General features: G+C 47.4%; 12 protein-coding genes and 2 pseudogenes. 10 read left to right on the plus strand and 4 right to left on the minus strand.

From position 1 onward, the window contains the following. Positions 1-10: 10 nt before the first annotated feature. The 8 genes from N530_RS0103165 (at position 11) to N530_RS17335 (ending at position 9,039) form a co-directional block, all read left to right on the plus strand. Entirely contained in the window at positions 11-1,516 is a 1,506-nt protein-coding gene (locus N530_RS0103165; protein WP_026479522.1) for a malonyl-CoA synthase, read from the plus strand. A 225-nt stretch (positions 1,517-1,741) separates the two neighbouring features. Beyond that, on the plus strand, positions 1,742-3,244 hold the full coding sequence (locus N530_RS0103170; RefSeq protein WP_026479523.1) for a CoA-acylating methylmalonate-semialdehyde dehydrogenase: 1,503 nt from the start codon (positions 1,742-1,744) through the stop codon (positions 3,242-3,244). A 28-nt stretch (positions 3,245-3,272) separates the two neighbouring features. Continuing rightward, a complete protein-coding gene (locus tag N530_RS0103175) occupies positions 3,273-4,418 on the plus strand; it encodes an acyl-CoA dehydrogenase family protein (RefSeq protein WP_026479524.1) in 1,146 nt (381 codons plus the stop codon). Then, positions 4,419-5,450 carry an enoyl-CoA hydratase/isomerase family protein gene (locus N530_RS0103180; RefSeq protein ID WP_026479525.1) on the plus strand — a complete coding sequence of 344 codons (1,032 nt, stop codon included), beginning with the start codon at positions 4,419-4,421 and terminating at the stop codon, positions 5,448-5,450. It abuts the gene before it with no gap. Positions 5,451-5,458: 8 nt separating this feature from the next. Further along, positions 5,459-6,346 (plus strand): 3-hydroxyisobutyrate dehydrogenase, encoded by an 888-nt coding sequence (gene mmsB, locus N530_RS0103185; protein WP_371179687.1) that lies wholly within the window; start codon positions 5,459-5,461, stop codon positions 6,344-6,346. Further along, entirely contained in the window at positions 6,339-7,109 is a 771-nt protein-coding gene (locus tag N530_RS0103190) for an enoyl-CoA hydratase (RefSeq protein WP_026479527.1), read from the plus strand. The genes mmsB and N530_RS0103190 overlap by 8 nt, the downstream gene beginning before the upstream one ends. Positions 7,110-7,118: 9 nt before the next feature. Further along, positions 7,119-8,294, plus strand: coding sequence for an acetyl-CoA C-acyltransferase (locus N530_RS0103195; RefSeq protein ID WP_026479528.1), 1,176 nt, complete (start codon positions 7,119-7,121; stop codon positions 8,292-8,294). 4 nt (positions 8,295-8,298) lie between these two features. Further along, on the plus strand, positions 8,299-9,039 hold the full coding sequence (locus tag N530_RS17335) for an NUDIX domain-containing protein (RefSeq protein ID WP_051540721.1): 741 nt from the start codon (positions 8,299-8,301) through the stop codon (positions 9,037-9,039). A gap of 2 nt (positions 9,040-9,041) precedes the next feature. Here N530_RS17335 and N530_RS19455 read toward each other — a convergent pair whose 3' ends face one another. From N530_RS19455 to N530_RS17340, 4 genes and pseudogenes are all read right to left on the minus strand, one after another. Then, positions 9,042-9,413, minus strand: coding sequence for a helix-turn-helix domain-containing protein (locus N530_RS19455; RefSeq protein WP_371179689.1), 372 nt, complete (start codon positions 9,411-9,413; stop codon positions 9,042-9,044). Next, positions 9,404-9,506: pseudogene (locus N530_RS19460) on the minus strand (DNA-binding response regulator); the annotation flags it as partial. The pseudogene N530_RS19460 and the gene N530_RS19455, both read right to left, overlap by 10 nt. Then, positions 9,480-9,773: pseudogene (locus tag N530_RS19465) on the minus strand (response regulator transcription factor); the annotation flags it as partial. The pseudogenes N530_RS19465 and N530_RS19460, both read right to left, overlap by 27 nt. Before the next feature lie 14 nt (positions 9,774-9,787). Then, entirely contained in the window at positions 9,788-11,794 is a 2,007-nt protein-coding gene (locus N530_RS17340; protein WP_162150929.1) for a PAS-domain containing protein, read from the minus strand. A 166-nt stretch (positions 11,795-11,960) separates the two neighbouring features. Here N530_RS17340 and N530_RS0103215 point away from each other — a divergent pair, with 166 nt between their 5' ends. Together N530_RS0103215 and N530_RS0103220 are read left to right on the plus strand one after the other, a co-directional pair. After that, a complete protein-coding gene (locus N530_RS0103215; protein ID WP_026479530.1) occupies positions 11,961-12,761 on the plus strand; it encodes an ABC transporter ATP-binding protein in 801 nt (266 codons plus the stop codon). Further along, entirely contained in the window at positions 12,761-14,698 is a 1,938-nt protein-coding gene (locus N530_RS0103220; protein ID WP_026479531.1) for an AMP-binding protein, read from the plus strand. Before N530_RS0103215 ends, N530_RS0103220 begins: the two co-directional genes overlap by 1 nt. The last annotated feature ends 2 nt before the right edge of the window (positions 14,699-14,700 follow it).

A 14,700-nucleotide genomic window follows, 5' to 3' on the forward strand; every position in this document is an offset into this window, starting at 1 on the left:
GGCGCTATCCATGACCAACCCTCTTTTTGATAAGCTCTTTGGAAAACATGCTGGCAAGAGCACGCCTTTCTTATATCTTGGCGATGATACGGCGCTTTCGCACGATGCTTTTCTGAAAATGACAGCACGTTTTGCCAACGCAATCCACAAGCTTGGTGTTGAGACCGGAGACCGGCTTGCCGTGCAGATCGACAAATCATCAGAAGCACTGGCCGTTTATGCTGCATGCGTTCAATCTGGCATTGTCTTTTTGCCACTCAACACCGGTTATACAGCCGATGAGGTTGACTATTTTGTCGGTAATTCCGGCGCGAAATTGGTGCTTTGTTCATCGAAGAATAGGCAGGGTCTGGTTGCTGTTGCCGATACCTATAACGCACGACTTGAAACGCTGGATGGTGATGGGACCGGAAGTTTCATCGATATAGCACAAGACCAGTCTGATGATTTTAAAACTGTTGAACGCAGCGGTGATGATTTAGCAGCGTTTCTTTATACGTCAGGCACAACGGGCCGTTCTAAAGGCGCGATGCTGACGCAGGACAACCTTTTATCAAATGCGCTCACATTGGTTGATTATTGGCAGTTCACATCAAAAGATGTTCTGCTGCATGCTTTGCCGATCTTTCACACACACGGACTGTTTGTCGCCTGCAATATTACGCTTGCAGCAGGCGGGTCGATGATCTTTTTGCCCAAGTTTGACATTGATCAAGTCATTGAAAATCTTCCGCGTTCAACCTCAATGATGGGTGTGCCGACTTTCTATTCGCGCCTGTTAGATGATGAACGTTTTACGAAAGACTGCGTTTCGCATATGCGCCTTTTCGTATCGGGATCAGCGCCGCTTTTGGCCGACACGCATATTCAATTCGAAACCCGCACTGGGCACCGTATTTTAGAACGCTACGGGATGACCGAAACCAATATGAATACGTCAAACCCCTATGAGGGTGAGCGCCGAGCTGGCACAGTTGGATTTCCATTACCCGGTGTTGAGCTCAAAGTTTGCGATCCTGAAACGGGAATTGAAGTACCAACAGGCGATATTGGTGTGATTGAGGTGCGCGGCCCAAATATATTTAAAGGCTATTGGCAAATGCCTGAGAAAACCAAAGAGGAGCTTCGCAGCGATGGTTTCTTCATTACGGGTGATCTGGGTAAAATCGATGAGTTCGGCTATGTAACCATTGTCGGGCGCAACAAAGATCTCATCATTTCCGGCGGCTACAATATTTACCCTAAAGAAATTGAATTGATCCTAGACGATCAACCTGATGTTTTGGAAAGCGCAGTCGTGGGTGTTCCACATGCTGATTTTGGTGAGAGCGTTCTAGCAATTCTGGTGCCGCAAAAGGGCATGCAAATTAATATCGCTGCGATTGAAGAAAACGTGCGCAAGTCATTGGCCCGCTTCAAACAACCAAAACGCTATGAAATTGTCGAAGAACTCCCACGCAATACGATGGGTAAGGTTCAAAAAAATATCTTAAGAGACCAGTACAAAGACAAATAGATTTAGGCTTTGTGGGCGCGATTTTCTTCGCGCTCTCATGTTCGTGCAATATTTCGCAACATTCGTGAAATTCTTTGGAAATACTTATTTACTAATCGATATGCACGTTTGGGAGGACGTGCGGGCATATATCGATAACAGATCACCTAGATAGTCTGTCGAAACAAGCGGTATCCTTGCCCTCGCACATTCCCCAATCAATGATTTTTATGGTTGGAGACTCGTATGACGAAGCAAATCGGACATTTTATTGACGGGCAACATGTTGCTGGAACATCGGGCCGCACGGCAGATGTCTACAACCCTGCGACAGGTGAGGTTCAAGCTGAAGTTGCCTTGGCCAGCCAGTCTGAACTTGATAATGCAATTGCAAATGCCAAAGCAGCCCAGCCTAAATGGGCTGCGACAAACCCTCAAAAACGCGCACGCGTATTCATGAATTTCGTTCAGTTACTGCACCGAGATATGGATAAGCTCGCTGAAGCTCTTTCGCGCGAGCATGGGAAAACTTTGCCTGACGCTAAGGGCGATGTAATCCGTGGCTTAGAGGTCGCTGAATTTTGCATCGGCACACCGCATATGATGAAAGGCGAATTCTCCGAAGGCGCTGGTCCTGGCATTGATATGCATTCTATGCCGCAAGCGCTCGGCGTTGTTGCCGGAATTACGCCGTTTAACTTTCCTGCAATGATACCGATGTGGAAGTTTTGCCCTGCCATAGCGGCCGGTAATGCTTTTATTCTAAAACCGTCTGAGCGTGATCCATCCGTACCAATGATGCTGGCCGAACTCATGGTTGAAGCTGGTTTGCCAAACGGCATTCTGAACGTTGTGAACGGTGATAAAGAAGCTGTCGATGGCATTTTAGATCATCAAGATATTGAGGCAATTGGCTTTGTAGGGTCCACACCAATTGCAGAATATATTTACACGCGCGGCTGTGCGAACGGCAAACGTGTTCAATGTTTTGGCGGTGCCAAAAACCACATGATTATCATGCCGGATGCCGATCTCGATCAAGTTGCCGATGCTTTGATTGGTGCAGGCTATGGTGCAGCAGGTGAGCGCTGTATGGCGATTTCGGTTGCCGTTCCAGTTGGAAAAGAAACAGCAGACCGCTTGATGGAAAAATTGACGCCGCGCGTTGAAGCGCTGAAAATCGCTCCATATTCAGCTGGCTCAGATGCGGATTTCGGCCCGCTTGTCACCAAGGAAGCCTTGGCGCGGGTTAAAGGCTACGTCGATGCTGGTGTGGAGGCTGGTGCAGACCTTGTTGTGGATGGACGCAAGTTTTCAATGCAAGGCTATGAAGACGGGTTCTTTATGGGCGCATGTCTCTTCGATAATGTAACCAAAGACATGTCGATCTATAAAGAGGAGATCTTCGGCCCTGTGCTATCCGTTGTGCGCGCCAAAACCTATGAAGAAGGCTTGGATTTAGCCATGAGCCATGAATATGGCAATGGCGTATCAATCTATACCCGTGATGGTGATGCTGCGCGTGATTTTGCATCCCGTATCAATATCGGCATGGTAGGGATCAATGTTCCTATCCCAGTTCCGCTGGCTTATTATACATTTGGTGGCTGGAAGCGTTCGGGCTTTGGTGATCTAAATCAACATGGCGCTGACGCATTCAAATTTTATACGCGCACAAAAACAGTAACATCCCGCTGGCCTTCTGGTATCAAGGATGGGGCGGAATTCTCAATACCAACGATGAATTGAACAGACTAACAAATGCTGGAGCTGTGGCATGGACTTTGAGTTCACGGAAGAACAACAAGCAATTTTTGACATGGCGAAAGCCTTTGGCGAAGAACATATTGCGCCTTATGCATCTCAATGGGAGCATGAGGGCACAATTCCTCGATCACTGTTAAAACAGGTTGGCGAGTTGGGTTTGGCTGGCATTTATGTGTCTGAAGAACATGGCGGTTCCGGCTTAACGCGGCTGGATGCCGTGTTGGTTTTTGAAGCACTCTCGATGGCATGCCCAGCCGTTGCTGCATTCATTTCCATCCACAATATGTGTGCATGGATGATCGACCAATATGGTTCGGATGAAATGAAGGAAAATTGGTTGCCGCAATTGTGTAGCTTTGACAAGGTTGCATCCTATTGTCTCACTGAACCGGGATCAGGCTCGGATGCTGCAGCACTTCGAACAAAAGCTGAGCTAAAAGGTGAGCAGTATGTTTTGAACGGCACAAAGGCGTTCATTTCAGGCGGCAACTATTCAGACCTTTATGTTGTTATGTGCCGCACAGGTGAAGATGGCCCCAAAGGCATTTCTACGGTGCTTGTTGAAGCTGGGACCGAAGGTTTAAGCTTTGGAGCGTTTGAGAAAAAAATGGGCTGGAAAGCGCAGCCCACAACGCAGGTGCAATTTGACGATTGTGCCATTCCAGCCGCTAATTTACTTGGCAGTGAAGGCAAAGGTTTCAGCTATGCGATGTCTGGTCTTGATGGCGGGCGTTTGAATATTGCAGCTGCCGCACTTGGCGGTGCACAAACAGCGCTTGATAAATCTGTAGCTTATGCAGCTGAACGCAAAGCATTTGGCAAAACAATTGATCAATTTCAATCTTTGCAATTCCGCTTGGCTGATATGGAAATGCGCATGCAGGCTGCGCGTGCATTATTGTTCAAAGCAGCATCAAAACTGGACAATAAAACGCATGATGCAACCAAATTTTGCGCTATGGCAAAACGCTTTGTCACTGACAACGCTTTTGATGTGGCCAATGACGCGCTGCAAATCCATGGCGGTTACGGTTATTTGGAAGATTACGGCATTGAGAAAATCGTGCGTGATCTTCGTGTCCATAAAATCCTTGAGGGAACCAATGAGATCATGTCCATGATCACTGCACGCGCATTAATGGCTGAGAATAGATAAGTGTCCGATATTTCCATACGCAAAAAAGGGCCTGTTGGTCATATTACACTAACACGTCCAAAATCTCTCAACGCGCTATCGCATGATATGGTGTTGAAAATCGAAACTGCTTTGAAAAGCTGGCTCGAAGACGACACAGTAAAATGCGTTATGATTGACGCTGAAAGCGAAACGGCTTTCTGCGCAGGCGGCGATATTGTTGACCTCTACAATCAGGGTATGAAGCAGGACTATTTCAGCGGCCAGAAATACTGGCGTGATGAATACCGTCTCAATGCCTTTATGAGCCGTTACCCAAAGCCGATTATCGCATTTATGAACGGTATCGTAATGGGCGGCGGTGTTGGCATATCCGCGCATTGTTCGCACCGTGTCGTGACAGAAAAAACAAAAATTGCACTGCCAGAATGTGCAATCGGCTTGGTGCCGGATGTGGGCACAACATCGCTGTTGACCCATGCGCCGGGTTACCTTGGTGAATATCTTGGTCTAACTGGTTATCGCATGAATAGCGCAGATGCCATTTACTGTGGTTTTGCAGATAAATTTGCACCAAGCGATACATTGGCCGAAATTAAAAGAACGCTCTGCGAGAGCGGTAATCTTGATGATATTGAAGGCCTGTTCAAAAAGCCCTCAAAATCTGAATTATCTTCCACCCAAGCTGAAATCAGCAAAGTGTTTTCACGCGGCCGCATTGAAGATGTGATGAGCGATCTAAAGCTATCTCAGTCTGAGTGGGCATTAGATGCCGTTGAAAAGATTGAACGCGGTTCACCTTTATCTTGCCAAGTAACATTTGAGCTTGTGCGCCAAGCGCGTGACACGCCAGGGATTGAAGAAGCGCTTAAACGTGAGTTCTGCTTTGTCTCACGCGCCATGCAGTACGGTGATTTCCTCGAAGGAGTTAGGGCCGCTGTCATTGACAAGGATCGTAATCCACAATGGCGGCATGCTTCAATCAATGACGTCACGATAGCACAAGTTCACACGATGCTTCGAGCGCCCGAAGGCGGCGTTTTGAAGCTTTAACGGAGGAAATGATTATGCGCATTGGTTTTATTGGCCTTGGAAATATGGGCGCGCCCATGGCGACCAATCTCGCCAAGGCAGGACATGAAGTTTTTGGTCTGGATGCAGCAGGTGCAACGGCACAAGGTGTAAAGCAGGTTCAATCCATCAATGAGGCCGTTACCGATATGGATTGCGTTATAACGATGCTGCCAAATGGGCAGATCGTTAGAGATGTTTGCAACGAAGCGCTTGAGCTCATGTCAGCAGCGAGCGTGCTGATTGATTGTTCAACAATTGATATTGAAAGTGCGCGCGCTGTGCATGCCGCTTGTTCTTCTAAAAACGTATTGAGCGTCGATGCACCCGTGTCGGGCGGTGTCGGTGGTGCGCAAGCTGGCAGTTTAACTTTTATGGCTGGTGGCAGTCAGAACGCATTTGATATGGCAAAACCACTGCTTGATATAATGGGCGGAAAAATTGTCCATTGCGGTGAGGGCGGTGCAGGGCAAGCGGCAAAAATTTGCAACAATATGATCCTTGGTATCTCGATGATAGGTGTTTGTGAAGCGTTTGCTCTTGGCGAAAAACTGTCGCTTGACCCTCAAAAATTATTTGATGTTGTATCGACATCTTCAGGCTCATGCTGGTCAGTCAATACTTACTGTCCAGAGCCAGGTGTCGGGCCTCAAAGCCCTGCCGATAATGATTACAAACCGGGCTTTGCTGCCGAGCTGATGCTTAAAGATTTGTTGCTGTCGCAATCAGCCGCTGAGCTTGTGGATGCGGACACGCCAATGGGCGCACGGGCCGCAGGTTTTTATCAAAAATTTGTTGATGCAGACGGCCGCGGGCGAGATTTCTCTGCAGCGCTTGAACATTTCAAATCAGCTGCACGAGGAGATTTCGATGCCTGAACTCATCAAAATTGAACAAACAGGACGTGTTGTTCTCGTCACGCTTAATCGGCCAGAAGCACTCAATGCTTTGAACAGCCAAGTGATGAATGAGCTTGCAACCGAGCTAAGACCGTATGACCGCGATCCAAATGTCGGATGCTTTGTTATAACGGGATCACCAAAAGCATTTGCCGCTGGTGCCGATATTAAAGAAATGTCTGACAAGGATTACATGGATGTATTCCATGAGGATTTCTTTGCCGGATGGGATGCTTTTGCAAAGCTGCGCACGCCTAAAATTGCAGCTGTTTCCGGCTTTGCACTTGGTGGTGGCTGCGAATTAGCGATGATGTGCGATATTATTTATTGCGGTGAAAGCGCAAAATTTGGTCAGCCGGAAATTAAGCTCGGTGTTATTCCAGGTATGGGTGGATCGCAACGTTTGACCAAGTTGGTTGGCAAGGTCAAATCCATGGATATGATTTTGACTGGCAAGATGATGAACGCTGCCGAAGCCTTGGAAGCCAATCTTGTGGCACGTATTTTCCCCGATGAAACGCTTGTATCTGAGACGCTCAAAATAGCCGAAACAATCGCAGGTTTTGGTAAGGCATCCACATTGCTAGCGCGTGAGAGTGTGGAGCGTGCACTCGAAACCTCCCTGCAAGAAGGCATTCTTTTTGAACGTCGTGTATTCCATTCATTGTTTGCAACTGAAGATCAATCCGAAGGCATGGCAGCTTTTACTGAAAAGCGTAAAGCTGCGTTCAAGGGACGATAGGAAATCGCAATGGTCGATGTTGTTATCGCGGGCGCAAAGCGCACACCAATGGGCGGGTTTCAAGGTGTACTTGGAACCATGAGCGCGCCTGAACTGGGCGGCATTGCTATTGCTGCTGCAATTGCAGAAAGCAAACTTTCAGCCAGCCATATTGATGAGGTTTTGATGGGCATTGTTTTGCCTGCTGGCGTTGGTCAGGCACCGGCACGCCAAGCAAGCATCGCTGCAAATATTCCGCTTGATGTACCATGTACAGCGATTAGCAAAGTATGTGGTTCAGGCATGAAGGCTGTTGCCTTGGGCTGCGATCAAATCGCTGCAGGCACAGCGAAAACTATCGTGGCTGGCGGTATGGAAAGCATGACCAGAGCGCCGTATCTATCCTTGAATAGTCGCAATGGTGCGCGGCTCGGTCATACCCAGCTTATCGATCATATGTTTTTTGATGGGTTGGAGGATGCCTATGAAAAAGGGGCGCTGATGGGCAAGTTTGCCGAGATGTGCGCCTCCAAATATCAACTGACGCGTGAAGCACAGGATGATTATGCACTGGCATCTTTAAGCCGTGCGCAAGAGGCACAGACTTCAGGTAAATTTACGCGAGAGATCGCGAAGGTTGTTGTTAAATCTCGCAGTGGCGAAATAGAATATATTGACGACGAGCAACCACAAAAAGCACGGCCAGAAAAAATTCGTCAGTTAAAACCTGCTTTTGATAAAGACGGTACGGTTACGGCAGCAAATGCATCGTCAATTTCTGATGGGGCAGCTGCGATTGTTTTAACAAGCGCAGAAGAAGCAAAGGCGCAAGGCCTTACCGAGCGCGCACGAATTATCGGCCATGCTTCCCATGCACGCGAACCGCAATGGTTTACCACGGCACCTATTGGCGCAACGGAAAACTTGCTGAAAAAAATCGGATGGTCTGTTGAGGATGTTGATCTGTGGGAGGTTAACGAAGCCTTTGCTGTTGTGCCTATGGTGTTTATGCAGCACTTTTCTATCGCGCATGAAAAGATGAATGTGAACGGTGGTGCCTGTGCACTTGGACATCCAATTGGGGCATCGGGCGCACGCATTATCGTTACACTTTTGAACGCATTGGAAGACCGAGGTCTAAAGCGCGGTGTTGCATCCATTTGTATTGGCGGCGGTGAAGGAATGTCCATCGCCATCGAACGATAAATCAATGGATGTTAAAGCAGAAGCTGTAAGAGACATTGTAACGCCTATTGATGCGGCAACAATTGTGTTGCTGCGTGATGGTGCCGATGGGGCGGAAGTCTATATGACTGTCCGCGCAGCGACGATGGACTTTCAGCCCAACGCTTTGGTCTTTCCAGGCGGTAAGGTTTCTACTGGTGATATAGCATTGCTGCCCAACGATCCGCTGGGTAGATTCAAAACAGCCGCAATACGCGAAACATTTGAAGAGGTTGGTGTTCTGCTTGCCAAGCGCGATGGCCAGCAATTAACCGCGCAGGACGTTGCTGCGCTTTCCGTATGGCGCAAACAGCTTGTTGGTCATTCCGCTAATATTGATGAGTTCGGAATTGAAACTGGGCTTACATTCGATTTTGATGCTCTGCATCTTATCTCTCGGTGGGTAACACCAAGGGCAATGCCAAAGCGTTTTGATACCTATTTCTTTCTGGCTAGAATGCCAGAAGGTCAAGTTCCCGCTCCCGATAATTATGAAGCCGTTGCGGCAAGCTGGCTTACCCCAAAGCAAGCACTATTGATGAGTGAACGCAGCGAATGCCTGTTATTGCCACCAACATATTGGACGCTAAAAGATTTGGCTGAGTACGGTTCAGTTGATGAAGCCATAAGAGGGCTGGTGCGGGAAACAGTTGAGCCTGTCGAGCCGGTTATTACCAAAAAAGATGGAAAAACCACTATCGAAGTGCCGGGCCGAAACGCTCATTAAAATCACGTCACCCATTCAACATTGGCGACAAACATATAGCCGCCGCCATAAACGGTTTTAATAAATTTGGGTGCTTGCGTGCTTTCGCATAGTTTTGATCGCAAACGCGAAATACGCACATCAATAGAGCGGTCAAAATTCTGGTCTGGATCAAGTTTTAGATTATCTAAAATCTGGGCACGCGAGAAAAGACGGTTCGCTCCCTCAAGAAACATTTTCATAATGTCCATTTCGGCCATGCTCAATTGTGTACTGGTCCCATCCTGATGAGCCAATGTGTAATTGACCATATCGAGGGTCCAATTATCGAATTTGGCTTTGGATGGTTGGCGGGCTTGATCATTCGTATGACGGGTTTTGCTTACGCGTCTCATAACCGTTCTTACGCGAGCGACCAATTCAGCTGTCTCAAATGGCTTGGAAATATAATCATCGGCGCCCATTTCCAGGCCTACGATTTTATCCGTTAAAGCACGTCTTCCGGATATAATGATGCTCGCAACATTGCCGCTCTCATTCAGTTTCTTGATAACATCAAGGCCGTTCTGATCTGGCAGGCCAAGATCGACCAAGCATAAATCCGGTTTCATATCATTGATATCGGCATAAAATTGCGCCGCATTAGAAAAGATTTTGCAGTCGAAACCATAGTCCATCAAAGCGATTTGTATGTTCGCCGCAATGTCCGGATCGTCCTCTATGATTGCAATCTTGCCTTCGGCTGGATTTGTCATTCTTGAACCATCAACTAACTCGTGAGAACTTTTATAAGGGTTTGTTTGAATACATCTTTATCAAATGGCTTGCGCAGTATTGTGTGGTTTTCGCGTGCAGATTGCAGCAATTTATGTTGGCGCGGCAAACCACTTATTAGTAAGACTGCCAGCTCTGGTTGATACTGCCTCCATTGAGCGGCTAAGTCGACACCTGTTAACGTGCCCGGCATAATAATATCGCTAATAACGCCGGTAATTTCCGCAACCTGTTTGACAAGCGTCAGTGCTTCTTCTGCCCCATCGGCCTCCAGACATGGTAATCCCAAATCACCAAGATAATTACGGATGAGTGTGCGCATTTCTGGATCGTCGTCAACAATCAGAATGAGGTGACCTTCGGTTTCAAAGTGGGGCTGGTCAAGCGCAGTATTGGATTGCTCCGCGCGCTCTATGGGAATGTATAAGTCAACTTGCCCACCGCCATTTGTGCCATTTTTTAGCTGAAGCCATCCGCCTGATTGTTCAAGAAATCCATGAACCATTGAAAGCCCTAAACCCGTGCCTTTGCCCTGAGGTTTGGTTGTAAAAAACGGCTCGGTTCCTTTTAAAATAGCATCTTGAGAAAAGCCCTGTCCTGTATCGCTGACAGAGATCAAAATACCAGCTTGCTGATTTGCAGAACTCTCTAATCTAGCTGTGACAGTGATAACGCCTTCGCCGTCGTGCGTTTCAATTGCATCGCGCGCATTAAACAGCAAATTGAGGAGGGCATCTTGGAAGGCGCCCTCATCTAACTGCAAGACTATATCTTCGGTCTCAATATCGAGCTGTATGGAAATCGAACTAGACAAGGAAGAGGCAAATAGACGGATAAGGTCACGAAGCAGTTTCGAGATGTTTGTCGATTTTGAATCCAGTTTTTGACTGAACACATAGGACATCAAATTATCTATGATACGCGTTCCGCGCCGTGCCGCCTGTTCGGTCGAACGCAAAAGTTCACTGTGCGGTTCATCGACATGTTTGCCAAGGCGTTCAAGATTACCCAAAATTACTGTGAGAATATTCGAAAAATCATGGGCCAAACCGCTTGTCAGCTGATTGGTTGTTTCCAGTCGTTTGGCGCGTAATTGAATTTCAGTAGCTGCCATTTCAGCGGAAACATTAAGCGATTGAACGAAAGCACCTTGTGCCACGCCAGACTTTCCAAAATCCGGTGAAAACGTCGTGCGTACAGATTGTATCTCGCCTTTTACGTTCTCAACCTCATAACTAAAAGTCACAGTTTTGCCAGCAAAGGCGGCTTTCAACTGCGGTATGATTAAATTGGCAATGCGCTTTGGAAATACCCCAGATATTGTTTTGCCAACAAGGTCATGACGATCAATGCCCATGACGCTAGAGAAGCGATTGTTGGAAAATTGATAGGTGAAAGTCGTATCAATATAAGCAATATGCGCTGGTACAGCGCGCGTTATGGCCCGTATACGATTCTCTGAAATTTCAAGCTCAGATTTTGCCTTCAACAACGCACGGTTTGTTGCTTCTAATGTACGGTTTGTTTCGGATAATTGTCCTGTACGGCGAAGCAATTTATCGGAAAGTTCGTCGCTTCGCGCCCGCAGCACCTGTTCATTGCGCCAAGCCTCCGTAATGTCGGAATAGATTGTAACCCAGCCTCCATCTTCAAGCGGGTGTCCTTCAACAGAAATTCTGCGATTATTGGGACGCGAACGTTCGAAGTAGTGCGCTTCAAATCGGCTTGCGCGCTCCACACGATCATGCGCTAATTCGGTAGGATCGCCGGGGCCGAATTCACCTCTACGTGCTAAAAATAAAGTCAAATCCAAGAACGAAAGTCCAGGAAAAATCAACTCTTCTGGAAGGTCAAACATTTCCAGAAACCGTTGATTATAAACCAACAATTTCATGTCACTGTCAAAAATAGAGAGCGCTTGCTGAATGAGTTGAATGCCTTGTTGAACGACAAGGTTTTCAGCCGCCAGATCCCGTGCTTCTTTTGAATTCTCAGCGCGCACGTTTTCGAAACTCCTTTGATATGCCATTCATAAGATGCCACACTTACATGGAAAATACTCCGTTTGTAGAGCAGTTTTTTAAACTGCAACATTTCGCAATATTCCTGAAATTCTTGTGCAATGTTACTTGAGTATTACAGATGAAAGTTTGGGAGGACTTGGTCATATGCTCTTGCAGGTTGACGATATCAGTTTGTCATTTGGCGGTATTAAAGCACTTCAAAATGTTTGTTTTTCCGTCAAAGAAGCTGAACTATTTTCCATAATTGGCCCCAATGGGGCAGGTAAAACGTCTATGCTAAATTGCATATCAGGACGTTATTCGCCCGATAAAGGGTCCATCAAATTTGCTGGTGAAGAACTGCTTGGTCGCAAGACAAGTGAGCGACCAGAAATAGGCATTGGACGCACGTTTCAAAACCTCGCACTTTTCGATCATATGAGCGTGCTCGACAATATTATGGTCGGCCGCCACCATCTTTTAAAGAATAATTTTCTTACCGGTATGGCCTATTGGTTAGGCGCTCAAAAAGAAGAGCTAGAGCATCGCCGCCATGTAGAAGACATTATCGACTTCCTTGAAATTCAGCACATTCGCAATGCACAGGCTGGCACTTTGTCATACGGCTTGCGTAAGCGTGTTGAGCTGGCGCGAGCAATCGCTCTGGGCCCAAAACTTGTTCTTCTTGATGAGCCAATGGCTGGTATGAACATGGAAGAAAAAGAGGACATGGCCCGTTTCGTTGTCGATCTCAATCAGGAGCTCGGCATGACAGTTATCATGATTGAGCATGACATGGGTGTTGTTATGGATATCTCTGACCGTGTGATGGTTTTAGATTTTGGTGCGAAAGTTTGTGACGGTCTGCCTGAAGAAGTGATGGCAAATGATCATGTTCAAAAGGCCTATCTCGGTGCTGACTTTGACGATGAGCCTGAAACCGCTTCGCAAAAAGAGGTGGCATAATGAGCAAAATTTCCACCAAAGGGGATGGCCTCAACACGTTGCCGAAATTGCTTGCCAATAATGCAAAGAATTTTCCGAGCGAGACGGCTTTAAGAGAAAAGACTTTCGGTATTTGGGTCTCTCAAACATGGGCGGATTACAACAATAATGTGCGCCGCATTGCGCTGGGGCTTACTAAGCTTGGCATTAAAAAAGGCGATGTTGTTGGTATTATTGGCGATAACCGCCCTGACTGGGTTGCGGGCGAAGTCGCCGCGCAGGCATGCGGTGCTTGCACGCTTGGCCTTTACCGAGATCTGATGGAGCAGGAGCTTGCTTATCTGATTAATTATGCAGGCACACGCTTTGTGTTCGCTGAAGACGAAGAGCAAGTCGACAAGTTTCTGAACCTTGCGGATGAATGCCCGACGATTGAAAAAATCATCTTTGAAGACCCGCGCGGTATGCGCAAATATGAAGACCCGCGTTTGCTGCAATTGGAAGACTTGCGCCAGATGGGCGATGCGCTTCATGCCAAAGATCAATTACTCTATGATACGCTCGTCGCAAACTCGAACGGTGATGATGTCGCCATTCTTTGCGCCACATCGGGCACGACATCCAACCCGAAGCTTGCGATGTTATCGGCGCGCAGTGTTATTGATCACTGTCATGATTATCTAACCGTCGACCCTAAAACCCACATGGACGAATATGTGTCCACGCTGCCTATGCCTTGGATAATGGAGCAGATTTATGCGGTGGGCATGTCGCTTATTTCGCGCATGACGGTCAACTTTGTTGAGTCGCCAGAAACATCAATGTCGGACATGCGAGAGATCGGCCCAACCTTTGTGCTTTTTGCACCAAGGGTCTGGGAAGATATCGTTGCCACCGTGCGCGCACGGATGATGGATTCGTCATGGATCAACCGTGTGCTGTATGATTATTTTTCCAAACGCGGCATCAATGCGTTTGAGGCAGGCAGAACGTCTGCCAGTGCAAGACTATGTTTATTCAATGCGCTAAAAGACCGTCTTGGCCTCAGCCGTGTGACATCGGCTGCAACAGGCGGTGCAGCGCTTGGACCAGATACATTCAAGTTCTTCCTCGCAATGGGCGTTCCTCTGCGCCAGCTTTATGGCCAAACGGAACTTTTGGGCGCTTATACAATTCATAAGCAAGGCGATGTTGATTTTGACACGGTAGGCGTGCCGTTTACCGACGAAGTCAAAGTTGAAATCAAAGACCCAGATGCTGAAGGCATCGGTGAGATAATTACCCGTCACAACAATATGTTTCTTGGATATTACAATAATGAAGAAGCATCCAAGAAGGACATTGTCGACGGCTGGATGCTCACGGGTGATGCGGGTTACTTCAATGAAAACGGTCACCTCGTCGTGATTGATCGCATCGTGGATCTTGCCGAAATGAAAAGCGGTTTGAGGTTCTCGCCGCAATTCATCGAGAACAAATTGAAATTTTGTCCTTATATCGGCGAAGCCGTAATCTTGGGGGCAGGGCGCGATCATTTGGCGGCAATCGTCTGCATTCGCTATTCGATCTTGGCAAAATGGGCCGAGAAACGACGCATTTCCTTTACCACATACACCGACTTGTCGTCGCGGCCAGAAGTGTATGAATTGATTGAAAAGGAAATCACTGAAATCAATAAAACGCTTCCCGAAGCGCAGCAAATCAAGAAATTTGTTCTGCTTTATAAAGAACTTGATGCCGATGACGGTGAGCTTACGCGAACCCGCAAAGTGCGACGCTCTGTCGTTGCTGAAAAATACGCTGACATTATCGATACGATTTATTCGGACAAAGGATATGTCGATATCGACACGATGATCACCTTCCAAGATGGCTCCCAGCAGCGCATCCAGACCGTTATAGCCGTTCGCGACTTGCCTGGTCAGGATGTGCCTGTTCTGCCTGTAGCCGCGGAATAGGA

This window comes from Ahrensia sp. 13_GOM-1096m (genome assembly GCF_000620605.1).
In the GTDB taxonomy this organism is placed as follows: Bacteria; Pseudomonadota; Alphaproteobacteria; order Rhizobiales; family Rhizobiaceae; genus Ahrensia; species Ahrensia kielensis.